We start from the raw sequence: 24,613 nt of genomic DNA on the forward strand, positions 1-24,613 counted from the left end.
TAACCCTAAACTAGAATTATATGGCCTATTTTGATGTAAATAAGACCACACCTACTGATGAAGGTACCTATATGGTACAAGTACTGACCCTCAAAGGTTATATCCGCGAAGCCAAAGCAAGATGGCAAAAACAAAAAGGATTTAATTTGATCTCCTCTTCCCTTCAGCCCGATGAATTTATTAAAGCGTGGTGGGAGTATTAGACCGCTGACGCATTAGATCATTAGATGAGTTAGAGCTTTAGAAAGTTAGACATAAAGCTAAATGATTCCCATATAGAATCAAAAGTCGAAAGCTGAAAATGTAGTTACGTGTTTTTGCTATTAGGCTTGATCGAATCTAATAATCTCAAAGGTCTAAAATCTAATAAGTCTATAAATCTAACTCGTCTAACTGTCTAAAATCTAACTCGTCTAATCAGTCTAACAATCTAACTGGTCTATAAACCTAATAGTTTAACAATCTAACACGTCTAACTGTCTAATGATCTAACTCGTCTAATCAGTCTAACAATCTAACTGGTCTATAAACCTAATCGTTTAACAATCTAACAAGTCTAACTGTCTAATGATCTAACTCGTCTAATGATCTAACTCGTCTAATCAGTCTAACAATCTAACTGGTCTATAAACCTAATAGTTTAACAATCTAACAAGTCTAACTGTCTAATGATCTAACTCGTCTAATGATCTAACTCGTCTAATCAGTCTAACAATCTAACAAGTCTAGAAGTCTAACCATCTAATTTTCTAGATTCTGTAGCAACACCTACCCTACAATCCTTGTAACTTTATACCAAAGTAAAACGGTTATGAAGTTCACCTCCTATTACAGCCAACTCGTGAAAGCCCATGGCGTGCCGCACGTTGGCAGCAAAGAACATTTTTTGATAATGAATATTTTGTTCCTTGAAGCAAGCATGCATGCGCTGGAGACCCTGCCCTGCGAAGGTCAAAGCCAAGTGAACAAAAACAAAAAAATGGAACAACTGAAATGGAAGCTCCGCGACCTCACCAGAAGACAAACCCCGGAAGAATTATTTAGAATGGTGATGGAATGAAATAGACGGTAGACGGTAGACGGTAGACGGTAGACGGTAGACGGTAGACGGTAGACAAAGTTAAATTTTCCCTACTTATTTGGTAAAGAGTTTTAAGTATCAAGAACTAAGAGTCAAGACCTATTACATCTTACTGCTTACTGCTTACTGCCTATTGCTTAAAGCCTACTGCTTACTGAACACTGATAACCGATCACTATCAAGTGTTAGCTGTGAGCCTTTAGATGTTAGCAAATCTAATTGGTCTAACTGGTCTAACCCGTCTAACCCGTCTAACCCGTCTAACCCGTCTAACCCGTCTAACCCGTCTAACCCGTCTAACTCGTCTAACTCGTCTAACCCGTCTAACCCGTCTAACCCGTCTAAATCCATGTATTTCATCGAAAAATCTGTTAATATATTGATAATATTGTAAGAATTATCTATATTTATTACGGCTGGATAAGCTTGTTACGGATAAAAAACACCAATTCGGATTCTATAAAGGAGTTTTCTTTGGTGTTTTTTTTGCTTTAAAGCGATACCTCTTACCTATAATTTTTCAAATCTTGTACACTACAGATTCCTACTTCTAGTTTCCTGCTTCCTGCTTAATACCTCTTGCTTACTGCTTCCAGCTTTGCGTTTCTAACTCTCATCCCACTTTTTCATATTAATCTGTAGGAAAAGACTAAAATAGTTTTATCTTGGCGACCTCAAAACCTTAACACAATTTTAACTAAATGAAAAAACTATGTACGCTCTTGATCCTAGCGCTCACAATGCAACTAGGACAGGCACAAATCAAGGTGGGCAATGCCGCTTTGGATTATGGGGAAACCATCACCAACAAAGATGGTAAAGTGATTCACATTGCAGGTGTGGTGGGCAACACCATCTATGCCCTCGCCAATGAAAAAAAGAAATACTTTTTGCAAACCTTCGACAACAGCACCATGCAGCTGAAAAAAAGTGTCTTGGTCGATTTGGAAAAGATTGACAACAAAAAAGTGAGTCTTCAGGACTTTGTAGTGATTGAAGACAAAATCTATGTCATGGCTACTTATTACAACAATAAGGAAAACCGTAACGTATTTCTTGCAAAGGAAGTAGGTACTGACCTAAAATTGGGGAAAACCACAACCATTCTCGATGTAGAAGTTCCTAGCGACCGACACAGAGGGGTGTTTGTGTTTAAACCGTCCTATGATGACGTCAACTATTTTGTATCGCATGTTGGCATCATTGAAAAAAAGGAGTTAATGACCTATGAGTTTGCCTTGTTGGACAAAAATTTGACGGCGGTGGCTTCAGATACCTATAACCAATCGTTTGAAGACCGTAAAGATTTAGAGTTCGACTATTCGGATGTCAACATCAATGAGCATGGCGATTTGTTCATCACCACCACCGAAACCTATCGCGACAAATCGGGCAAAACAACCGTAAACAACATCACACTTCATACCTACCTTGAAAGTAAAGGCTATGAAAAGCAGGAGTTGGTGATTAATTTGACAGGAAAAAAAGCGCTTAACTGCAACATTATCGAAACAAGTGCAGATGGGGTGCACATGGTAGGCTTTTACTCGGATTTGAAATCGAGCGGTAGAGCTGAATATGGTTTGGAAGGTATTTTTGATATTGCTGCCAACTTCAAAACGAATAGTATCACCAAACAGACCTTTAATGAATTCACGATGGACACCAAAACCAAGATTTTGGGCGAGCGTCGTGCCAACAAAGGCAAAGACTTAAAACCTTTTTACCGCAACACACACCTGATTGAAAAAGAAGATGGTGGTATTTTTGTGATGTCTGAATTTTACACAGAATATGTGGGACGCGCACAAGGCATTGGCCCCTTAGCCTTCACACCGATTACCTATACAGCGAATGAAATCATTGTAACCTCCTTGAATCCTGATGGCACCTTGCAATGGAGCAACGTGATTCCGAAAGAACAAAGTGTGACGGTAACTCAAATGAGCTTGGCCCTGGGCATGATAGGCGGCAATGGCAACGTGACCGTGTCGGCAAGTTTGATGTTCCCATTGACGGTTTTGGGAAGAGGTCCAGAATACTTGAGTTCGCTGCCATTATACAACAATGGGAAATTGACTGTATTGGTAAACGACGACCCTAAAAACATCGGGATTACCGATATTGATGAAGTACGCCGTGTGAGCAATGTGAACAAGATGATTCCAGCCCTGTTTATTTTTGATGGCGCTACTGGCGATATGGAGCGTTTGGACCCGGACGATTTCGAAAAGAAACAAATTGTGGTGCAGCCACTGACCCACTTTATGATCAGCGACCGCGAAGCCATAATCTATGGTTCCAACAAAACGGGCGCCAATCTGGGAGTATTAAGTTTAAACTAGTTTATTAGACACCTTTTTAGCGAAAGAGCCTCAAGTAATTGGGGCTTTTTTTGTGGGCATTTGAGCAAAAAATTTATAGTATAGAGTACATATTAAATCGTAACTTTAAACAACTGTTTATATTTAGTTAGTTGGAAGAAGGCCATGTCATGAAAGTGTCATGGCTTTTTTTTATTGTAAATCAAAAAAAGGTCCCTTCGCCAAATTTGATTTGGTGTGCCTCATTATTGTAATTCTCTTTACTAAAGCCCATCTTTTAAAGTCAATAATAAAAGGTAATCAGTTCACAATTACTCTTTTTTACTTCTAATTTTAAACAACAATAATTCGCATTTTATAATTACAAGCGAATGATCTTAAATACAAACTTTAAACAAGAATGACATGGCAGAAATAAAAATAGAAAAGAAAAAACCGGTATGGCCCTGGGTCTTATTGATAGTGATTCTTTTGGCAATTGCAGCCTTTATTATCTATCAAAATCAGGCTTCCGATGATTTTAATGAGGATTTTGATGACGAGTATAGTGATGCTGAAATAGAGAATAATGAAGATGACACCATATATCAAGACAACGCTATCTACGATACCATCAGAAACGATGAATATGGCACCGCGGCCATGACAGCCTTAATGGAATCGATGAGAGATTCAACGCGTTTTGGCACAGACTCCACTTATACCAAAAATGCCCTTAAGAGTTTGGCTCAACTGACCGTTTCAAAAGCGGAGGCTTACAATCTCGAATCGAGTGCCGCTTTGACCAACTTGCAACAATATGCAGAATCCAACGTCAGCTCAGAATCGCGTATGGATAAAAACAATCAACTGCAAACGCAACTTAAAAAAGTGACAGATGAGGTGGTTCAAGTCATTCAACAATTGCAGCCAAAAACCAACATAGCTGCTGAAACGGTGAACAGTCTGAAGAGTACCGCAAACAAAATCAGCGCCACGGCGGCCCTATCAAAGCAGCAAGAATCGCTTCAATCATTCTTTAGGCAAGCCCACGACATCCTGCATGACTTACAATCTTAAAATTCAAATACCATGACACAAGAAAAAAGACATCTCTATAATTTAAATGAACTGTCTGATTACAAAATTTCAGACGGCTACCCAGATGTGAGAGGCTGGGACGTAAAAGACATCGATAACCGCGTGGTGGGCAAAGTAGAAAACCTGTTGGTAAATAAAGAAGCCGAACGGGTGGTTTATCTAGATGTGGAAGTGGACAAAAGCATCATCGATGCCAATCATGACCCTTATGGCCCTTCTCGAAACGAACAAGTGAGGGAATTTGTCAACGACAAAGGCGATAATCACTTAATCATCCCCATTGGCTTGGTAGAATTGAACACCGATACCAATTATGTTTATACGAATACCATAGATCACCTCACCTTTGCATCGACCAAACGGTATCGCAAAGGAGATACAATCGATAGGGTCTATGAAGCACAGGTAATGGATTCATATAATAGAGCGGATGATGTGCCTCTAGATACCGCGAGAATCCGTCAAATCGTAAGGGAAGAAATCAGGAAATACCATAATGACACCAATTCCTATTGGGATACCATCACCGAAGAGGAAGTGAAAATGCATAATAGGTACAGTGAGGATGTCTACGATGAAGACGACTTTTATGAGCGTCGCGAATTTGACGACAGTCGATTTAAAAAACGCACCCCAGGTTTATAGAAACACTACCCTCATCATTGGGCTCTATATATGATTGATAAAAAACCCACGTCAATTGATGCGGGTTTTATTTTGAGGTTTACATTTTAGTTTAGTAAAAAGCCGTAGCACTTTCATACCACGGCTTTTTTATTCTGAACGAATGTTATTCTGAATTCTTATTACGGTAATCCGTAGGCAACATCCCGAAACGTTTAGAAAATATTTGAGAAAAATAACTGCGACTGTTAAAACCTATTTTATACACAATCTCCGATACGGAAAAATCAGAATACTTCAAATATTCAGCAGCCTTTTGGAGTTTGATCTCTTTTGAATAGCCATTGACAGTCTGATGATATAATGTTTTAAAACCTTCTTGAAGCCTGAATTCTGAAAGCGAGACCTGTTTTGCCAAATCCTCGACATTAATTTTATCAGATATTTGATCACTGATAATTCTACTGGCGCGATGTACTTTTTCAATCTGGTCATCGGATAGGTTAAAATGACCGCCGGCAAGTTGTTTTTCATGGTCAGCAAGCAATAAGCTCAAAATAATAAGCAAATGCCCTTCCAATTGCAAAGTTCTAATAATACCCGTAGTTCTACTGCTATTGATATCATTGAGCAAATCTGCTATTTGAAGATTATGAGAGCCCTTCAGAGTGTGATAATCTTTAGCAGAAAACTCAAAAACTAATTGTAGTCGTTCATTAAGATAGCTGATATTATGATGTTTCTTATCCAAATACTTTTCAGGCACTATTTGAATGAAGGTAAATTTCAAGGCCGAATCCTTCGGAAAAATATAAGTATTGGTGGAATGTGCTTTATAACGGATGATGGAATTTTGAAACGTACCGATATTAGATTTTTCAGAATGATCATTTTGAAAATATAAATTCCCCTCACTCACATATATAAAATCAATAGGTGTTTCAGTTTCAAAGGATATATGTATATGGGTGTCTTTAAAAAAAGAAACATCCCATTGGATGAAGGTGAGTCCCCAATCGAAAGCGATGGTTTTCACTAAACCTTTTCCTATTTCATTATCAAAAGAAAGAAATGTCTCGCCCCAATGGGTTTCCATTGTAGCATGTAAGGCTTTGTGTAATTGCTCGGGAATCCCTTCGTCGTTCCAGTATAAATTGATACGGTGATGTTGATTCAAGAGTATTTTGAGTTTTTTAATTGCAAAAAAAATGGAATACTCGAATAATGCGTAATGAAATTGAAATTTAATTTAACGTTTTTACCCTTCAAAACATTGTTTTCTTGTATACAAAATGTAGAATGTGTAAAAATTTGTACTTTAGTGTTACAACTTAAAAAAGTTGACTAACTAACAACTTACATTTGAAAACTATTGTAGTAAATTCCTTGCCTTTAATGGATGTCATTAAAGACTTTGCAAGGCTCTTCAAAACCGACTTTGTAGAATGCTGCGAAGATTACCGGGTAAAAATTCCAAGGTTATGGGGCTCCGGAGAAATAAGTGGTATCAATTTCCCTTCTGGTATTGGTCTCTTGCAATATGACTGTACATTTAAAGAAGATTTGGAAGTACATTTTGTGGTGAACGATGTACACCCGTTAAAGTTTCTCTTCTGTTTGGAAGGCTCATTTCAGCATCGTTTTGAAGGAGAAGATAACATCCATGATCTAGGCACTTATCAAAATTGTATGATTGCCAATCAGCACCATTCTGGTCACGTATTGTATTTTAAAGCCGGTGTAAAAACAACGATTCAAAGCATTGAAGTAGACCGCAAACGCTTCAACCAAAAAATGGCTTGCGACATTAAAAATGCAGAACCGCGTATCAAAGAAGTATTATTGGACGTATATGCAAATGAAACCTTTTACCATGAGGGTTATTATAGCTACGATATGGGCAAGATTTTTGATCAAATGCAGGCACAGAAGGAACAGGGATTGATAAAAAAAATATTCTTGGAAGGACGTTCTTTTGATATTTTTGCCAATCAGCTCTTACAATACAAGGATGACGACATGGAAGCGTCGCAACAGCACTTGCTCCGTCGCGATGAAGTAAAGTCCATTCACCAAGCAGTAGCCATAATTGAAAGCTCAATGGCCACATTGGGTACCGTAAAGGAATTGAGTAAAGAGGTAGGCTTAAATCCGAATAAATTGCAGAACGGTTTTCAGACGCTTTACGGACAGACTGTAAACGAATTTATTCAAAAAATACGATTGGAGGCCGCTAGAAACCTTTTGACGCAAACCCCTTATTCGGTGCAGGAAATTATGGAACGTGTGGGATGGAATAGCAAAAGTTATTTCTCACAGATTTTTAAGGATACCTTTGGGATGACGCCTAGCGAATTTCGCAAAAAACATCAAAAGGCAAGATAAAGCCTAACAAGCTAGCAGTTGCTGTTGATAACCTTTGGGAGTACATTGATACTTCTCTTTAAAGATTTTGCAAAAGTAGCTACGGCTAGACCATCCTAGAGCATAAACAATTTCGGATACGTTCATGGAAGTCGTTTTTAAAAGCTCTTCCGCCTTTAAAAGGCGCATATGGTTGATAAAACTACAAACGGTACGTCCGTGCATTTCTTTAAATCCTGTTTGTAATTTGGAAGCACTCAAGCCCCATGTATGGCAAATATCCTCTATAAGATAATTGTCTTCTGGTGCTTTTGAGATAAGGTCCGAAATTTGCTTGATGCGCTCAAGTTCCGCCACGGTCAAGGCAGATAAGCGCGATGGGTCCTCTATATATTTTAGGAACTGTTTCATTTTTAGGCTTAAAAGAATATTGATATATCCAGCCGCCATAAGCTTATCAGACATTTGCGTTTTAGCCATGTCCATCAGTTTTTTCACATATTCGCCCAATTCCAGATTTGGCAATCCAGTGTGCAAATAGTAACTAACTTCAGACATTTTTTTGAATTCCTCTTCAAATTGTACAAAAAATGGATTCAAATCACCATTCACGTTATGTTTTGCTAACTTTACAATACAAAATTGGTACGTACTCTCTCCTTTTAAATGAAGAAACGTCTGTCTGCCTTTCTGATCGTGAATGATGGCACTTTGAAAATTCTCCAACTTATTGGCTGCACCACCACTACTCGAAAGTGTAAGCGTATCTTTTAAATTATATAAGAAATGTAAATACAGACCATCCGTGTCATTGAGGGAGATGGTAATCTCCTTTTTAGTGTCAAAATCCATCTCAATCCAAGAAATATAGTCAGATAATGGAAAAATTTCGCAAAAACCTTCTAAATCTTTGCTCCAACTGTTGGCGAGCTTGGTCTGCAGTAAATCAAGGGTTTTCATAAAGCTTGATATCTAAAAGGTTAAAACGATGACTATGACAATCACAGTCGCTAGCGGCATCAAAACCGTGGTACCGATGAACCACACCACGACGGTTGATAATAAGGTCAGTTGGATTAAGAAACCATTTTTTTAAAAAAGGTGTCATAAAAAATGGCTTTAAAATTAATATTGTTAAAAGTAGGTGTTAATTTCTACGTGTTGTAACGTTTTTACCACTCCCTTTAATGATTTTCAATTGAGTTACAGTTGATAGCATATGAGCACATGCCAAAAAAGCCCTCAAATGTTGAGGGCCTGCATCCTTAAGCTGTTGAACTTAAAAATGCATCTGGGAAATAATTTTCTAAAGAAGTTGGGAAGAGCGACTTGGTTTCATATGCATAATTTCATCAGAAACCTCCTGTACGTTTCTAAAAGTCCTTTTGGCAATACGTTTGAGTACCTGGTCAAACTCTCCTGGATAATAATTGACATCATGCCCAGTCAATTCTGGATAACGATGACGATAGTGACGATGGATCTCGGCCCATTTGGATTCTATCGCATCCGGCTTCAGTGAAGTGGACAAAGAAGTTTCAGTAGTGGTACTGCTATTCCATGAGCCATTGATACTATTATAGATTTTCATGATGCATAGTGTTTCGATGATGTCATAAATGTATTCCTTAAATAATCACTGGCATAGCTGTATCCATTAGAAAAATAACCGATATAAGTTATTCTTTCTTCGTGCTTCAAGCATCCAAGTAGGTATCATAAATTCATGACAAAACTGTAACATTTCATACCTTTCAGGGTCTACTATAAAAACCCAAAATTTAAAACACTCTCCCATGCTCTCAAAATTTGAAGCCCATCACAGAATGATAAGACAAAACAGATGGTATTGGTATTTCTATATACTGTGTCGTCTATCATTGGCATTTGGCTTCTTTGCTGCGGGCATGGTAAAAATTGTGGGCGAACGCTTTGCCAGTGGCTTATCCATTGTACACCCTATGGGAGCATATCTGGAAGCATTGCACCATACAGGTTACTACTATACATTTATAGGTGTGGCGCAGATATTGGCGGCAGTGTTGCTCATTATTCCGCGCACGGTTACATTGGGAGCTTTAGTATACTTACCTATCATTGTCAATATTTGGATACTTTCCTTTGCCGTTCGTTTCGACGGTTCCTACATGACGGCGCCCTTGATGACCTTTGCCAACATATATATCCTCGTCTGGAACTACGACCGACTCAAATACATCCTGCCCCTCAAAATCGTTCCTTCCTACAATCTTATTCAAAAACCTGCAAAATGGAACAATCGCTTTCCTTTCTTGTTTTTTTCAGGCGTAGCTTTGGTTTTTGTCATCGTGGTATTGCGGTTTGCCCTTTTCCACGACATCATGCCCCGAAACTCTGTGAAAGATTGTCGTCAACAGTTTATAGGGAAGGACAATCAAAAAGCAGGTTTTGAGTTTTGCGATTGCATTCACAATCAAGGCGGCTCGCTAGACCATTGTTTGGAATTATTGGAAGATTGATGGTTATCTTAAATGAAAGAACTCCAAAGTCAGCGTCTTTACGGATTCAGTACATCAGTACCGATGCTTTTAATGCGTGATAACTAACAGTGACTTGAAATAATGATGCAATGCAGCTTAAAGAATAAATATTTAATAAAAAGGTAAATAGATGATAAATTCTGCACCCTCGTTATCCGAACCCCTGGCTTCAATATGACCTTCGTGGTTGGTAACAATTTTTTTAACGATAGATAAGCCTATCCCTGTACCTTCAAACTCTTTACGACTATGGAGACGTTTAAAAACATCAAAAATTTTCTCGCCAGAATTTTGGTTAAACCCAATACCATTATCCTTCACATGTATGACAGTGTAGGTAACATTCTGGTCGATGTGTTCATTCTCAATGGAAGCGCCATCAATTTGGGTAGCAGAAAATTCAACAGTCAGTTGTCGATTGGGATGCCTAAATTTAATGGCGTTGGAAATCAAATTGTACAATACCTGCTTAAATTGAAAAGGGATGACTAAAACCTTGGTCGATTCTTTGAGGATAAGTTGTCCATCTACCGCCTTTAATTCCTCTTTAAGATCATTTTTGATTTCCTTGAACAGAAGCTTAAAGTCCAAGGTTTCAAGGGCCCTATCACTATCATTGGTACGTGAGTAGGCGAGCAAATCATTGATCAAGGTTTGCATGCGCTTGGCAGAAGCTTCTAGTCGGTCCAATTTGGTTTTGCTTTTTTTAGATAGATTGTCGTAATCATTTAGAACGATCTGTGAAGCAAAGGTTCGTATTTTTCTTAAAGGCTCCTGCAAGTCATGACTTGAAATATAGGCAAATGATTGTAATTCATCATTCGACTTTTCAAGTTTTAGGTTAGATGCCTTTAATTCCTGTGTGCGCAATTCAACTTTTCGTTCAAGCTCATCAGAGAACAACTTTTTATCATGAATGTCCACAGAGGACCCTACGGAACTGTCAAAACTTTGATCATCGGCGAGCTTGGGCATAAAGTAGGTGGCAATCCATCGGTAATTACCTTGTTTGTCCCGCATCTGCAATTCAGCCTCCCAATTCTCATTGACTTCCATATGCTTCAGATAATCTTTGAGCGCTTCTTCACGCTGTTCGGGATGCACAAGGTCCATCCATCCCAAATCTTGCAATTCTTCAGGCGATTTACCCGAATAGTCAGACCAAGCTTTGTTAAAATAAACCGCATTCTTGGTTTTATCTGCCATAGCGATCATCAACAAATTACCTTCTGCAATTTTCCTAAAGCGCTCCTCACTAGCCACCAAAGCACGATGTGCCAAAACAGCTTTGGTAGTCTCGTTCATGATAATCATGATACCCACTATCTCGTTGTTGGCACCTTTTACAGGACTCAAACCGTAAGACCAGTAAGCCTCTTCAAGTGTACCGTTTCGTTCAATAGGAATAAATTGGTTACTATCCCAAGTGGCATCACCTCCCTGTTTCAAATTGATGAGCCCAGGGCCAAAGTCATCCCACACTTCAGACCAAAATAGCTCCGCCGGCACACCTAGATTGGAAGGGTGTTTACCATTGGCACCTAAACTTTCCTTAAAAACATCATTATAAAAACAAATCAACTCATCACCCCAAACCATAAGCATCGGAGATTTGGTATTGAGCATGATATTCACGCAGGTTTTTAAAGTCGGGGACCACTCTATCATGGGGCCCAATGAGGTGCTCGACCAGTCTTTGGAAGCTATAAGTTGCCCCATTTCACCATGGCTTTCCAAAAACTGTAAATCTTTTGCGTATGTGGAGTCGTTCATTTAGGTTGCGATTAAAAATTTCTGATGACCATCGCCTCTCTTGATAATGGAGAGTGCATTTTTGATGACCTCTACTAAAGTTAGGTAATTGCTCGGCTTACGTATAAAGTGATTGGCACCTTCTACTTCGAGCGTTTTAACGGTCTCTGGATTGTAAGAAGTGGAGTAGATAATGATTTTTATATCATCATATGACGATTTAGAGCGTATATATTTAAGGCATTCATGACCATCCATAACAGGCATATTCAGATCCAAAAAGATGGCATCAGGTCGATGGGATGTCAGATTTTCTAGTTGTTTCACAGCATCTAATCCATGTTCTGCAGTCTTTAATTGTACCTTTTGGCCGAGATCTTCCAGTACTTCCTCAAATAATACGCGATCATCTTCATCATCATCAACCAAAAGAAGAAATATATGTTGTGTGCTCATTTATTTAAAATTGCGACTCCTTCTTATGTCAAAAACAAAAATAAAATTTTTCGCATTCTCAAACAATAGAAATGTTAACTCAAATGATAATAAAACACCTTGAACATGAAGTTCTATACACGAACACTGCCCACGATATTTCGTCCTTCGCTATTGTTAGCATTTTTCATCAAACCACTTAAAATCACTGTATGCCCAGTCTGCACAATTTCAAACAAAACGTTCTACTCCTCTACCAAACGCATCAATAAACCTTCCGTTTTGTCAAAAGAAGGACGTGGTGCTTCAAGGTCCACAATTTTTCCCTGCGGATCTATCAAAATAAACCTAGGTATAGAGTTAATGGCATAAGCAGTCATAAAATCACTGTCAAAAGAATTGTCGGCAAACAATTGCACGCCGCCCAGTGCTTTATCGGCCACCATTTGTTTCCATTTGCCTTTCACATCTTCCTTATCAACTGAAATACTGACAAAGACAATGTTTTTGCCATGAAATCGTTTCTCCAAAGCTTTGAGATAAGGTACCTGCGAAATACAAGGCGCACACCAAGTTGCCCATACGTCAATATAAACATACTTCCCTTTAAAATCAGAAAGGCTAACGGTTTTACCATCAATACTTTCATAACTAAAGGATGGAGACATATCACCATTTTTGAGTCCTTTGGAACTCATAATTTCCGCATACTGTTTTTCAGCAGCCTCAATAAAAGGTTGGTGTTTGGTCACCCGTTTGATCAAATCGAGATAGTCCTTGGCTCGTTCTTTTTTGGAGGAGATTTTTGAATAAAAACCGTTCACCAAACTGATGGCAACGGGCTGTGAAGGTACTTTTCGCAATTCGGCCAACATGGCATCCACGGTGGGTGCGGCATCAATACGATCACTGTAGATGGAATTTACCAAATAGCGATAATAGGGCTGTTTTTGATAATCTTCAGCATGGTCCAACTTTACTTTTTGGAGGGGTTTATAAAAATCATCAGACGGTTGTACTTCTCCGCCAATATAAAATTTATAGCTATTGCAATAGTTCTGAATCGATAGCAAACGGTCGTACTCCAAAGATTTTTTTTCGGCACTCTCAAAAAAGGCCTCCACCTCATAGGTTGCCAAAGAGGCAAGATGTGTGCTCTTAACATTCTCAAGGTTTTTATGGTACTTGGCTTCATCCACCTTGTAAAAGGCCTGCAAGTCTTCGGTGAGTTTGGCATCTGCTACAGATTTGTTTGCCAAATAGTTATTGCGCTCTGCACCTTTTCCCTCAAATGTTAAGCTGTTCTCAAAATGATTGGCGTCAAAGGTGATGGTCAATTGGTCTTTGGGATAGAGATAGATATGTTGAGAATTTCGGCCATACATCAGTGTATAATAACCATCTTCAATTTTTGCGGACATCTTAAAATGACCATCAGCATCCAGTTCAGCAGAAACCAAGATTTGATTGTCCAAATGCATCACGGAAATTGTGGTGACGTTGGCATTTGTAACAGCGCCAGTAATAGCAACAGTTCCAGTGGAGGCAAATAGTGAACATGTAACAAAGATGCCAAATAAGAGAGTAATAATGTGTTTCATAAAAATTGATATAAACTCAAATATACATATTTAGCATAAATCATGGCTATAACGATGGCATTTGAATAGGTAACACCTCATTTCTCATTTCTCATTTCTCATATCTTCAAACTTCAAACTCCCAACTATTTCACTATCTTTGAATAAGCCCCTACAAAAAAAACAATGAAAAAGAAACTCCTAACATTCGGTATGATGTGCTGGCTATGCCTGGTATGCCAATATACCTATGCGCAGTTAGGCGACTTCAATTTTTCAGTGACCACAACAGATGAGACTTGTGCAGGGAATGGCTCAATCTCCATGACGGTATCAGGCACCACTCCTAATGCGACCATCGTATACCTCCTGTATCGATACCCCGACACAGGAACCCCCATAGCTCAAACTTCAGCGAATAGTTTCAACAATTTGAGTAGTGGTAATTATTTAGTGGTAGCACGACAAACCTTGGGCAACGAACAAAACACACAAAATGCGGATGCCACCATCAATGACCTGACGACCACACTTAATTTCGAAATCGCTCAAGCCTTTGCTGGCAATTGTGATGCAGCCGATTTGGTAGTGAATGTCTTGAATGGGAATGCGGCCTCCTACGAAATATTGTCGGGCCCTGTAACCGCACCAGAACAACCTTCCAATGTGTTTGAAGACATGCCACCCGGCACTTATGTGGTAAGGGTGTACGATGACTGCAATAATGCCTTAACGAAGACTTATACCATTCTATTGGAAAATTTTGAATTCAATCTTGGCATGGTCACACTCCCCTCTGTGTATGATAATTGCACCGAAGCCACCATTAGCAACACGCTCATTCCAGAAGAGGAAGAAGGTGTACTTGCCTATCCTATTAGTGTCGAGTATATCATTACGCCACCGGACGGCTCGCCTGTTATCAACTTGTCACATACCTATAACAGCGGACCAGAATCAGAATTGGTAGTGTCAGAATTGATTCAGTTATATGGGAATCAAGAGTTCTATGTCCAAGTGATAGCACAAGATGTTTGTGGTAATATTGAGTCGGTTGTAAATGAGGTAGACCCAAATCCAAATATCAATGCTTACACCTCTCCGGGAGAGTGTGGTGTTGATCTCAATGTGCAAATTACGCACTTTCTACCACCACTGACCTTTCAATTCACCCAATCACCCAGTGGCTTCGACCCAGAAGCTTACAATGGCAATCATCCTGGTCCATTTCCAGGTCCTGTGGTAGTGTTTCATAATGATACAATGGGAGTACCCTATGGTGAATATACATTGGTAGTAACCGATGCCTGTGGTAGAACGCGAACTCATAGCTTCGAATTGGAAGAAGAACCGATTGAGCCGGAAGTCTCTGCAACCAATGGTGGTTGCGATCCAGAGTTCGGAACACTGACAGCAAGCATCCCAGACCGAGATATCATGATGGCTACCTTCACCTCGGTACCTTCAGATTATCCTGGCACCGCGCCTGTGGATATTTCCGAGCATATAGATAATGGTACATTGATAGTCCAAAACCTACCGCAGGGATCTTATGAATTAGAATTGATAGACAATTGTGGCAATACCTATATAGAACAATTTACAATACCGGCATTTTCCGAACAACCTTTGAGTGTCACAACGACGCCAAATTGTACCACCGAAACAGGCACCTTAAGAATAGGTAGTCCTTATGGCAAATTGGTGTCAGTAATGATAATCACGGCACCTGCGGCTTTTGCGCAATCCTTGCCTTATGATTACAGTGCTAACATATTGCCAATTGGAGTGTTCTATGCGGGTGAGATGCCAGAAGGCACTTATACAATTGAATTGATAGACAATTGTGGAAATGAGTTTGAGATGACAACTACAGTGTCGAGTTATCAAAGCAACCCAACCATCTATGATCTGCAAAGAAACTGCGGGTCCTTTAATATCGGTATTGACGATCCTGACGAATCAGTTTGGGACCAAACCTACTGGTTTCAACGCTTTTTTCCAGATACGAATACTTGGGGACATCCGTATACAGGGGCAGGTTACACAGAGGGCACTATGCCAAACAGCACAAACGCCATTCAAATTCAAGACGAAGAAACCATCTTCAATATTTTTCTGACGGGTCAATTCAGACTTATAAAGGCATTCCAACCGTTCAATAATCCTACCCCAAACCAACGCTGTTATGATGTGTTTGCCGAATTTGAGGTGTCTTCGGAATTGGTCATTAATGATGTGTACAATCTCAACTGCGAAGGCGCAACCGGACCTTCCGATATTTTGGTGGATGTCACTGGTGTAGAACCATACAGCTTCTCCATCGTATCACCTATTACTATTGACAATGGTAATAACAACATATTTACCAATTTAAGCCCAGGCACCTATGAGATTAGGGTTGAGGATGTCTGCGGAAGTATTGCCACCACAATCGTCAACCTGGAAGACTTACTACCTGTTGTAAATATTTTTACACCTTCAGATATGGTCATGTGCAGTGAAGAGGGAAATACTCAAGCTACCTTTGATTTATCAGAACAAAATGAGGATATCCTCAATGGACAAAACCCGAATAATTATACCGTTACATACCACCTTAACCAACAAGATGCCGATACAGGAAACAATCCCCAACCGGAAATCTTTGGCAACAGTGTTAGCCCGCAAACCATTTACGCACGGGTTATTCATAATACACTAAACGTTTGTTATGCTACCACATCATTCCAACTTATTGTGGGGGACTACCCATTGTTAGGCCCGGATGAAACAACGAGTGTGTGCGATGGCACCATAGTAACACTATCCACCACGGCAGGTTATGATAGTTATGTATGGTCTACCGGCGCAACCACTCCATCCATCAATGTGGACACGGCTGGAAATTATACGGTAACCGTCTCAAACAACTACAGCGATTTTTCTTGTGAAGCTACACAAACGTTTACTGTACTGATGTCGGGCATCGCCACTATTGATAATGTGATAGTGGAAGACTTCCTACCTTATGGAAACGCTTTGACTGTACAAGCTTCAGGACCTGGAGATTATGAATATTCGATAGATGGCATCAATTACCAACCCGAAAATTTCTTCACTAATCTATCCGTTGGAGAATATACGGTATATGTAAGAGATAGAAATGAATGTGGTGTGGTAACAGAAACCGTTTACGTTATGGACTACATGAAATTTTTTACACCGAATGGTGATACCTTCAACGAACATTGGCAAGTACTGGGTTCAGAATACGAACCAAACATGGAAATCATCATTTTTGACCGTTACGGCAAACTTCTTACAGCGTTCAAAGGCGAAGATATAGGTTGGGATGGCACCTACAATGGCCACAATATGCCGACCAATGACTATTGGTTCGTCATTACACGTACCGACGGACGCACTTACACTGGTCATTTTACCCTAAAAAGATAGCCCAAACTTAAAAAGAGCTCCTTAAGGTCTCCTTAAGGTCTACCTAAGGTCTAGTTAAGGTCTACTTAAGGTCAGCCCGATTCATGTCTAAAAATTACGAATATTATAAAAAACACCCTTCAAAATTCAGACATATTAAAAAATAAATCATTCCTAAACAATCCATAAAAGCAATCCGAACTTAATTAGTAAATTCACCACCTTTTGCATCAGAAAACTATCGAATGCACGTTAATAAATCTGCTAACAATACCTCATCAACCATGACTAAAGTAGGAATCGACGCCATTAGCTATTATGTACCCGCTCTTTATCTTTCTATTTCAGACCTTGCGGCAGCTCGCAACATTGAATATGCAAAGCTCAACAAAGGCTTGGGGCTACATCGCATGGCAGTACCAGATGCCGATGAAGATGCGGCATCCTTCGCTGCAAACGCGTTGCTTAAACTCATTAATGAAAACAGTTTAGACCCAAAAACCATAGGAAGAATCTACCTCGGTACCGAAAGCGCTTTGGACGCAGCAAAGCCTACCAGCACCTATGCCGTGGAAGCGGTAGAAGCTGAATTAAAAGAAGTGTATGGAGAGCGTTGCTTTAAACATTGTGACATTCTAGATATGACATTTGCTTGCATAGGAGCTGTTGATGCTCTTCACAACTCCCTTGACTGGATTCGTGCTGGAAAAAACCGAAAAGCCATTGTCATTGCTTCAGATTATGCCAAATACGAACTCAACTCTACTGGTGAGTATACGCAAGGTGCAGGAGCCGTAGCTATGCTACTTTCCGAATCTCCATCCTTAATTTCCATTGGAGACACGTGGGGCGTAGCTTCTCAAAGCGTCGGCGATTTCTTTAAACCAAGGCGCCTATTTGACAAAGTAGAAGTATTTAAAAGCACTGCTGCCCTATTGGGCACTACACTTACTGATGATGAAGCTAAAAACCTGATGGAAAAAGACACTTCGTCTTTTTGGTCAGACGGTGAAGCGAAATTCAATATCTTCAAGGAAGAACCTGTCTTTGATGGTCCTTATTCTAATGAGTGCTACCAAGACCGTATCAAAGAGGCCTTTGAGCACTTTAGAACTCAAAAGAAGGTCAATGTGTTAAAAGATTGGCAGCATTTGCTATTTCACCTTCCCTACGCCTATCAAGGACGTAGAATGATTGTCAACAATTGGATATCTTGGCTAAAGGACAATAACTCCATTAATAAGCTCTATGAAATCATTGGACAACCGTCTTCACAAGCAGACAGCGAATGGATACGTAATGCCAGTAAAACAGAACTATATCGTGATTTCACATCACAAAAGATAGAATTAGGTGAGTGCGCTTCATCAGATATCGGAAATATGTACACCGCTTCCATATTTATGTCTCTTTTGAGTCTGTTGAATATGGCGTATGACAAAAACATACATATTGCAGGAAATACAATAGGCTTTTTCAGTTATGGAAGTGGCTCTAAATCAAAAGTGTTTGAAGGAATTGTAGAGGACAATTGGAAATCTGTCATAAAACCTTCAAAATTATTTGAATATCTTCATCAACGTCAATCTATTGATGTATCGACTTATGAAAATCTTCATAAGCGAAAACTAAAAAATTCGGTTTCAAACCAACAATATATATCATTGAGCAATATTGAGACCACACCATTAAAAAATGGCTATCGCTACTATAGTTTTCACAATTAGAGATTCCATTTCAATTCAGTAATACTACTAAATCGAGAGACATAAGTACACCTCTATCCATGATTTTTCGATATTAAGCTGCCTCTCGTTGCATATATCTCATAATTCGTTCCAATCGAAGGAAATAATCTTCAATATCGGTATGGTAATCATTAAGCAATTCGCAAATAGGTCTTCTATTTCTTTTGTGTGAGAAGGTACATATCAAAAATAAGAAAGCCATAAAGGCCAGCATAAAGGCCTGGGCGATAATACTCTTTTTACTTATCTTTCTTTTAGTCATCTTCTTTTTTGGGATATTGACGACATAAGCCTCATAACTATTGTAGCCTAAATAATGGCACAAAGATTCCACCACATAAGGCTTTAAACAGACCTCTTGATTTAAAAAAATTCGTTTGTAGTAATTTCGTAAACTCTTTTCTCCAAAAGGCTCATGGCTATCTTCTAAAATATAGTCAGAAAGATGTCGCGATAAATGTGTAGGCTTATCTGATGAAATGGTTTCTTGTGCTTTTTCAAAAGCTTGTTGTAACAAATTGCTGTGCATAATTATAGGATTTGAGAGATTAATATTTGCTTGCTTTATTGAGGAAAACCGTATGGAATTTAATTTCCACAAAATTTCCACGGTATTTCCCTCGCTTCCCAGTGATCGATACTAAATTTGTCATAAGAGTTTTGGGATAAGCCTTATATCGCGGTAAGGCACGCGAATTCAAAAACTTATAAGGAGTCAAGGTTTAAAGTTGTATAGCCCTGGGAAGTGATTATACTTCTTTAATACCGAGCTCCATACTTCCCAGAGAAGAGGCAACTCTTCATAAATAAGTTGGTTGTTTCTGACGCATCTTTTGGGCGATGGTCTCACCACACTACCAATGTTTAATCTTAATACTTACAAAATGAAAAAAATATCTGCAATAATCTTTACGGTTTTCCTCAATTTGGCATTATTTTCTTGTACCCCAACTGCATTACAAGATGATACCAATGAACCTCAAGCATGCTGTGGTGATGGAACAAATATTCCTCCACCTCCGCCATCAACTGGTGTTGGTGGATAAATTGAAAATACTTAGTACATTAGAGGAATGAAATTTAAAAACACTTCATTCCTCTATATTTTTTTCCTCCTAGTCTTAATTCTATTAGGTCAAAACATTGTTTTTGCTCAAAATCAAAATGAAAAAGATACGTTACTCTATTACTATAATTTGGCCGTTAAACCTAAAGAGGCAAATCACTTATCTAAAGCTTATAAGTTTTACAATAAAAAAGTCAAACGAGATTTAGAAGCCAAAGATACCCTAAGTGCCATTAGCGACTTAAGAATGATAGCAATCATTCAAAGTAGCTTAGGTTCCTATTACGAAAGTGAAAAATCGGTGATGAAAGCTATTAGGCTTATAAATTCACAAAAAAATAATGTTGATACAACAAACGCGATGACTGGCCTATATAATCAATTAGGATTGATTCATCGTTCTCTCTATAATTATGATCAAGCAATAAAATATTATCAAACTGCAATTGCCAAAAATCAAGTTCCTTCAACTAATTATGTAATTTTAAATAACATCGCAAATATATATATTGATAAGGAGGACTATGATTTAGCAGTAATAGAACTTCAAGATGTTTATTCAAATAGCATTAAGAATAGTGATACATTAAGAGAAGCCATTTCTCTAAACAATCTTGGGTATGCAAAAACAAAACTTAATAACCCTGAAGGATTAATAGACATTCGAAATGCCTTGAAAATGAGACAGAAAATGAATGAAATAACCGGTCTATATTCAAGTTACAAAACGCTAACCCAATATTTTCAAAGTGCGAATCAGAAAGATAGTGCATTGTTTTATGCCCGTAAAGCTTACAAAACAGCGAAAGCCATAAACAGTGCAAGTTTTCTAGAGGATGCGCTTTCTAACCTTATCAATGTTGAAGGAAATAATTTGGCAATCGAGTATAAAAATATTACAGACAGTATCGCCAAGGCAAAGCAATTACAAGAGAATAAGTTTGCTGAAATACAATATAGCTATTCTGAATATGAGAGAAAAGCCCAAGAAAGTCAACTCGCAGCATCAGAGCAACGAACCAAAACCCTTGTTTATCAATTCGCAGGACTTACAATATTGCTTATGAGTATTTTTCTTTATATCATATTAAGAAATCGACATAAAAAAGAAAAACTGATAAAGGTCTACGAAACTGAAACAAGAATATCCAAAAAGGTTCATGACGAAGTGGCAAACGATATTTTTAGAATCATGTCAAAACTTCAAACTTCAAAATCAAATGATGGTCACTTTCTTGATGAATTGGAAGATGTTTATGTTAAGACAAGAGACATTTCCAAAGAGAATAGTGACATATTACATTCGGATTTTAAATCGCAACTTGAAGATTTGTTGAACAGTTACCACGATGAGAATGTAAATATCATTACAAAAGGACTTAAAGATGTAGATTGGAAGTTGCTTTCAAATCAAAAAAAGGTTGCCATTTATAGAGTCCTCCAAGAATTGATGACCAATATGAAGAAACACAGTAAAGCCACTTTAGTTGTATTAAAATTTGAGCAAACCAAAAAACTTACTATCGCGTACAAGGATAATGGTATTGGCACCACCCTTCATAAAGGTAGTGGTTGTACAAATATGGAAAACCGTATTGCATCTGTTGACGGAATTATTAACTTTGAATCAGAGCCTGGAGCAGGCTTTAAAGCAACACTAACTGTCTAGATTCTATGTTCAAAAAAGTATTATTGTCTGATGATTTGGGTGGCATCAATGAAGGTGTATTTGCAACCTTGACCCAACTCGGCATTAAGGACATTCAGAAAGTACAATATTGTGACGATGCCTACATCAGAATCAAGAAAGCGGCTTTGGATGGCGTACCCTACGATCTTTTGATTACAGACCTTTCATTTGAACGCGATTACAGAGAGCAGAGTTTTAAGTCTGGTGATGAATTGATCGAAATCTTGAAAAAAGAATTTCCGAAACTTAAGATCATTGCTTTTTCAGTGGATGATCGGCTCCAGAAAATCAAAACTATCTTATACACTTACAAGGCCGATGGATATGTTGGCAAAGGGAGGAAAGGGCTGCAAGAACTGCTGGAAGCCATTGAGGCCATTGTTGCTGGCAAGACATACTTATCGCCACATTTGGAAAATGCACTAAACGCAAAAAATGACTTGGAGATTGATGATTATGAATTGGAAATTCTCAATCTGCTCTCACAAGGCAAATCACAAGAAGAAATCAGTCGATCTCTTAAGCAATTGAACATCACACCAAATAGCGTTAGTTCGATTGAAAAGAAAATCAATAAACTTCGTGTCCAATTTAAATCAAATAATGCCATACATCTCGTATCGACTGTCAAGGATTTGGGACTAATTTAACCACATATAAAACCACAATTAGAAAATATGAATTAATTTTTAAGGAATTTATATTTCATATTTCACTGTTAATCAATTGTTTATATTTTAAAGATGGTTTTTTTTTGGCAAATTGAGGATTTCCGTAAGGAAAAATACTTTGCTTATTCTAATATTGTAATTAATAAGCTGGTTAGCTTTGTTACGGGAGATTATATGAAAGGTGTATCGTTTTTGATACACCTTTCTCTTTTAACAAAAAACCTAAATAATTCTATAATGAATTATCTATAATATTCTGAACCACTTCTGGGTTCAAAAGAGTAGAAATGTCTCCAAGATTTGAAGTATCCTTCTCCGCAATCTTTCGCAAGATTCGTCTCATTATTTTTCCTGAACGTGTTTTTGGAAGTCCCTCTGTAAATTGAATTTTATCAAGTTTAGCAATAGCTCCTATACGGTCTGATATCAATTGGTTGATTTCCTTCTTTAAATTATCTTGATTTCTAGTTTCACCTGTATCTTTTAATGTCACATAACCATACAAGGCACTGCCTTTAATATCGTGTGGAAAACCTACAATCGCAGATTCTGCTACTGCAGGATGTTCATTAATGGCATCCTCAATAGGCGCAGTGCCCAAATTATGACCTGACACAATGATTACATCATCAACTCTTCCTGTTATTCTATAATAACCAACCTCGTCACGCAACGCTCCATCACCAGTAAAATACTTGTTTTCAAACGTTGAAAAATAAGTGTCCTTGTAACGCTGATGATTTCCCCAAATCGTTCTTGCCATACTAGGCCAAGGATATTTAATGCACAGACGCCCCTCTTTTTGGTTTCCTTTCAATTCTTCACCTGTTTCATCCATCAATGCGGGCTGTATTCCTATAAAAGGTAAAGTTGCGTATGTAGGCTTTGTGGGCGTTACAAATGGGATTGGAGAAATCATAATACCACCTGTTTCCGTCTGCCACCAAGTATCTACAATCGGACTACGTTTTTTTCCAACTGTTTCATTGTACCAGTGCCAAGCTTCTTCATTGATTGGCTCACCAACGGTACCCAAAACTTTCAGTGAAGACAAATCATACTTTTCAACCCATTCTGATCCTTGTTTTGCTAATGCCCTAATCGCTGTTGGAGCGGTGTAAAACTGGTTGACTTTATGCTTTTCCACAATTTGCCAAAAGCGTCCGTAATCTGGATATTGAGGAACACCTTCGAACATAATGGTTGTTGCACCATTAGAAAGAGGACCGTAAACAATATAGCTATGCCCAGTGATCCAACCAATATCTGCAGTACACCAATAGACATCATTTTCTCTATATTGAAAGATATTTTTAAATGTGTAGGCAGTATATACCATATACCCAGCAGTGCTGTGCACCATACCTTTAGGTTTTCCTGTGGAACCTGAAGTATATAGAATAAACAAAGTATCTTCAGAGGCCATTATCTCGGCAGGACAATTGGTTGAAGCATTATCTAGCAATGGTTGCAACCAAACATCACGTTCATCTTTCATATTGATGTCGCTATTGATTCGTTTGGCTACCAATACATTCTTTACATCTGGACACGACAACAAAGCTTCGTCAACTATTCCTTTCAAATCAATTGTTTTGGCACCACGATAGGAACCATCCGCCGTAATCACCATTTGACAATCGCAATCATTGATTCTGGTTGCCAATGCTGTCGATGAAAACCCTGCAAACACCACCGAATGAATTGCTCCAATGCGAGCACAAGCCAATACTGAAATTGCCAACTCTGGAATCATTGGAAGATAGATGCAAACCCTATCCCCTTTTTTAACCCCTTGACTCTTTAAAACATTCGCCATTCGACAAACTTGCTCATATAATTGCCGGTATGTGATGTGCTGTGATGCTTCATCAGGATTGTTGGGCTCGAATATGATGGCTGTTTTATCGCCACGAGTTGCCAAATGTCTATCAATGCAATTTTCTGTAATATTAAGCTTGGCTCCTTCAAACCATTTCACTTCAGGTTTGGAAAAATCCCAAGACAATACGTTGTCCCATTTTTTTCGCCATAGAAAATGTTCTTCTGCAATTTCTTCCCAGAAATTTTCCGGTTCGCGTATGGACTTTCGATACACTTGAAAATATTCTTCAAGCGTTTTTATATGATAATTACTCATTTATATAAGATTTATTCTAGCAATTTAAGATTTCTCTTTCGTATTAAGAAATCAATTATTTGTTTAAATTCAGATGGAGGAGTTTACCTTGAAACTCATTTTTCATCGATGAGAAGTACAAG

Annotated in this window: 20 protein-coding genes; 12 read left to right on the plus strand and 8 right to left on the minus strand. The window is 38.4% G+C overall.

Features of this window, described 5'->3' with window-relative positions; all coding sequences use genetic code 11:
• Positions 1–20: 20 nt before the first annotated feature.
• The 5 genes from M0G43_RS08535 to M0G43_RS08555 all read left to right on the plus strand — a co-directional run bounded on the left by M0G43_RS08535 (position 21) and on the right by M0G43_RS08555 (position 5,130).
• Entirely contained in the window at positions 21–203 is a 183-nt protein-coding gene (locus tag M0G43_RS08535; RefSeq protein ID WP_248025060.1) for a hypothetical protein, read from the plus strand.
• 608 nt (positions 204–811) lie between these two features.
• Positions 812–1,060 (plus strand): hypothetical protein, encoded by a 249-nt coding sequence (locus M0G43_RS08540; RefSeq protein WP_248025061.1) that lies wholly within the window; start codon positions 812–814, stop codon positions 1,058–1,060.
• 722 nt (positions 1,061–1,782) lie between these two features.
• On the plus strand, positions 1,783–3,426 hold the full coding sequence (locus tag M0G43_RS08545; RefSeq protein ID WP_248025062.1) for a hypothetical protein: 1,644 nt from the start codon (positions 1,783–1,785) through the stop codon (positions 3,424–3,426).
• 384 nt (positions 3,427–3,810) lie between these two features.
• A complete protein-coding gene (locus M0G43_RS08550; protein WP_248025063.1) occupies positions 3,811–4,464 on the plus strand; it encodes a hypothetical protein in 654 nt (217 codons plus the stop codon).
• A 12-nt stretch (positions 4,465–4,476) separates the two neighbouring features.
• Positions 4,477–5,130, plus strand: coding sequence for a PRC-barrel domain-containing protein (locus tag M0G43_RS08555; RefSeq protein ID WP_248025064.1), 654 nt, complete (start codon positions 4,477–4,479; stop codon positions 5,128–5,130).
• Between the two features lie 145 nt (positions 5,131–5,275).
• Here the strand turns inward: M0G43_RS08555 and M0G43_RS08560 are convergent, their stop codons facing one another.
• On the minus strand, positions 5,276–6,286 hold the full coding sequence (locus tag M0G43_RS08560) for a helix-turn-helix transcriptional regulator (RefSeq protein ID WP_248025065.1): 1,011 nt from the start codon (positions 6,284–6,286) through the stop codon (positions 5,276–5,278).
• 185 nt (positions 6,287–6,471) lie between these two features.
• On the opposite strand from M0G43_RS08560, the gene M0G43_RS08565 reads away from it, so the two are divergent.
• Complete coding sequence (locus M0G43_RS08565) at positions 6,472–7,494, plus strand: helix-turn-helix domain-containing protein (RefSeq protein WP_248025066.1); 1,023 nt, start codon at positions 6,472–6,474, stop codon at positions 7,492–7,494.
• A gap of 3 nt (positions 7,495–7,497) precedes the next feature.
• On the opposite strand, the gene M0G43_RS08570 is transcribed toward M0G43_RS08565, so the two are convergent.
• The gene (locus M0G43_RS08570; protein ID WP_248025067.1) at positions 7,498–8,433 is read right to left on the minus strand and encodes a helix-turn-helix domain-containing protein; all 936 of its coding nucleotides are present in this window, start codon (positions 8,431–8,433) and stop codon (positions 7,498–7,500) included.
• Positions 8,434–8,779: 346 nt separating this feature from the next.
• On the minus strand, positions 8,780–9,064 hold the full coding sequence (locus tag M0G43_RS08575) for a hypothetical protein (RefSeq protein ID WP_248025068.1): 285 nt from the start codon (positions 9,062–9,064) through the stop codon (positions 8,780–8,782).
• Positions 9,065–9,269: 205 nt separating this feature from the next.
• Here M0G43_RS08575 and M0G43_RS08580 point away from each other — a divergent pair, with 205 nt between their 5' ends.
• Entirely contained in the window at positions 9,270–9,971 is a 702-nt protein-coding gene (locus tag M0G43_RS08580) for a DoxX family protein (protein WP_248025069.1), read from the plus strand.
• Positions 9,972–10,103: 132 nt separating this feature from the next.
• On the opposite strand, the gene M0G43_RS08585 is transcribed toward M0G43_RS08580, so the two are convergent.
• The 3 genes from M0G43_RS08585 to M0G43_RS08595 form a co-directional block, all read right to left on the minus strand.
• Complete coding sequence (locus tag M0G43_RS08585) at positions 10,104–11,765, minus strand: sensor histidine kinase (RefSeq protein WP_248025070.1); 1,662 nt, start codon at positions 11,763–11,765, stop codon at positions 10,104–10,106.
• Complete coding sequence (locus M0G43_RS08590; RefSeq protein ID WP_248025072.1) at positions 11,766–12,200, minus strand: response regulator; 435 nt, start codon at positions 12,198–12,200, stop codon at positions 11,766–11,768.
• Between the two features lie 224 nt (positions 12,201–12,424).
• Positions 12,425–13,780 carry a TlpA family protein disulfide reductase gene (locus M0G43_RS08595; protein ID WP_248025073.1) on the minus strand — a complete coding sequence of 452 codons (1,356 nt, stop codon included), beginning with the start codon at positions 13,778–13,780 and terminating at the stop codon, positions 12,425–12,427.
• Positions 13,781–13,945: 165 nt separating this feature from the next.
• Here M0G43_RS08595 and M0G43_RS08600 point away from each other — a divergent pair, with 165 nt between their 5' ends.
• Together M0G43_RS08600 and M0G43_RS08605 are read left to right on the plus strand one after the other, a co-directional pair.
• The gene (locus M0G43_RS08600; RefSeq protein WP_248025074.1) at positions 13,946–17,197 is read left to right on the plus strand and encodes a T9SS type B sorting domain-containing protein; all 3,252 of its coding nucleotides are present in this window, start codon (positions 13,946–13,948) and stop codon (positions 17,195–17,197) included.
• Positions 17,198–17,460: 263 nt separating this feature from the next.
• Positions 17,461–18,903 carry a hydroxymethylglutaryl-CoA synthase family protein gene (locus M0G43_RS08605; RefSeq protein WP_248025075.1) on the plus strand — a complete coding sequence of 481 codons (1,443 nt, stop codon included), beginning with the start codon at positions 17,461–17,463 and terminating at the stop codon, positions 18,901–18,903.
• Between the two features lie 73 nt (positions 18,904–18,976).
• Here the strand turns inward: M0G43_RS08605 and M0G43_RS08610 are convergent, their stop codons facing one another.
• Complete coding sequence (locus M0G43_RS08610; RefSeq protein WP_248025076.1) at positions 18,977–19,453, minus strand: hypothetical protein; 477 nt, start codon at positions 19,451–19,453, stop codon at positions 18,977–18,979.
• A gap of 286 nt (positions 19,454–19,739) precedes the next feature.
• Here M0G43_RS08610 and M0G43_RS08615 point away from each other — a divergent pair, with 286 nt between their 5' ends.
• Genes M0G43_RS08615 through M0G43_RS08625 form a run of 3 tightly spaced genes read left to right on the plus strand, consistent with a single transcriptional unit; the run spans position 19,740 to position 22,330 of the window.
• Positions 19,740–19,970, plus strand: coding sequence for a hypothetical protein (locus M0G43_RS08615; protein WP_248025077.1), 231 nt, complete (start codon positions 19,740–19,742; stop codon positions 19,968–19,970).
• 27 nt (positions 19,971–19,997) lie between these two features.
• Positions 19,998–21,659, plus strand: a complete 1,662-nt coding sequence (locus M0G43_RS08620; RefSeq protein WP_248025078.1) for a tetratricopeptide repeat protein — start codon at positions 19,998–20,000, stop codon at positions 21,657–21,659.
• 5 nt (positions 21,660–21,664) lie between these two features.
• Positions 21,665–22,330, plus strand: coding sequence for a response regulator transcription factor (locus M0G43_RS08625; protein ID WP_248025080.1), 666 nt, complete (start codon positions 21,665–21,667; stop codon positions 22,328–22,330).
• 253 nt (positions 22,331–22,583) lie between these two features.
• On the opposite strand, the gene acs is transcribed toward M0G43_RS08625, so the two are convergent.
• On the minus strand, positions 22,584–24,491 hold the full coding sequence (gene acs, locus M0G43_RS08630; RefSeq protein ID WP_248025081.1) for an acetate--CoA ligase: 1,908 nt from the start codon (positions 24,489–24,491) through the stop codon (positions 22,584–22,586).
• Positions 24,492–24,613 lie beyond the last annotated feature (122 nt).

This window comes from Subsaxibacter sp. CAU 1640 (assembly GCF_023156585.1).
GTDB lineage: Bacteria > Bacteroidota > Bacteroidia > Flavobacteriales > Flavobacteriaceae > JBPOFM01.

Excerpts from the sequence above, each read along its gene's own strand:
- M0G43_RS08610 (WP_248025076.1), bottom strand. The coding sequence starts at position 19,453 with ATGCACAGCAATTTGTTACAACAAGCTTTTGAAAAAGCACAAGAAACC.
- M0G43_RS08620 (WP_248025078.1), top strand. The coding sequence starts at position 19,998 with ATGAAATTTAAAAACACTTCATTCCTCTATATTTTTTTCCTCCTAGTC.
- M0G43_RS08595 (WP_248025073.1), bottom strand. The coding sequence starts at position 13,780 with ATGAAACACATTATTACTCTCTTATTTGGCATCTTTGTTACATGTTCA.
- M0G43_RS08580 (WP_248025069.1), top strand. The coding sequence starts at position 9,270 with ATGCTCTCAAAATTTGAAGCCCATCACAGAATGATAAGACAAAACAGA.
- M0G43_RS08550 (WP_248025063.1), top strand. The coding sequence starts at position 3,811 with ATGGCAGAAATAAAAATAGAAAAGAAAAAACCGGTATGGCCCTGGGTC.
- M0G43_RS08575 (WP_248025068.1), bottom strand. The coding sequence starts at position 9,064 with ATGAAAATCTATAATAGTATCAATGGCTCATGGAATAGCAGTACCACT.
- M0G43_RS08570 (WP_248025067.1), bottom strand. The coding sequence starts at position 8,433 with ATGAAAACCCTTGATTTACTGCAGACCAAGCTCGCCAACAGTTGGAGC.
- M0G43_RS08540 (WP_248025061.1), top strand. The coding sequence starts at position 812 with ATGAAGTTCACCTCCTATTACAGCCAACTCGTGAAAGCCCATGGCGTG.
- M0G43_RS08545 (WP_248025062.1), top strand. The coding sequence starts at position 1,783 with ATGAAAAAACTATGTACGCTCTTGATCCTAGCGCTCACAATGCAACTA.
- M0G43_RS08590 (WP_248025072.1), bottom strand. The coding sequence starts at position 12,200 with ATGAGCACACAACATATATTTCTTCTTTTGGTTGATGATGATGAAGAT.
- M0G43_RS08585 (WP_248025070.1), bottom strand. The coding sequence starts at position 11,765 with ATGAACGACTCCACATACGCAAAAGATTTACAGTTTTTGGAAAGCCAT.
- acs (WP_248025081.1), bottom strand. The coding sequence starts at position 24,491 with ATGAGTAATTATCATATAAAAACGCTTGAAGAATATTTTCAAGTGTAT.
- M0G43_RS08600 (WP_248025074.1), top strand. The coding sequence starts at position 13,946 with ATGAAAAAGAAACTCCTAACATTCGGTATGATGTGCTGGCTATGCCTG.
- M0G43_RS08535 (WP_248025060.1), top strand. The coding sequence starts at position 21 with ATGGCCTATTTTGATGTAAATAAGACCACACCTACTGATGAAGGTACC.
- M0G43_RS08605 (WP_248025075.1), top strand. The coding sequence starts at position 17,461 with ATGACTAAAGTAGGAATCGACGCCATTAGCTATTATGTACCCGCTCTT.
- M0G43_RS08625 (WP_248025080.1), top strand. The coding sequence starts at position 21,665 with ATGTTCAAAAAAGTATTATTGTCTGATGATTTGGGTGGCATCAATGAA.
- M0G43_RS08555 (WP_248025064.1), top strand. The coding sequence starts at position 4,477 with ATGACACAAGAAAAAAGACATCTCTATAATTTAAATGAACTGTCTGAT.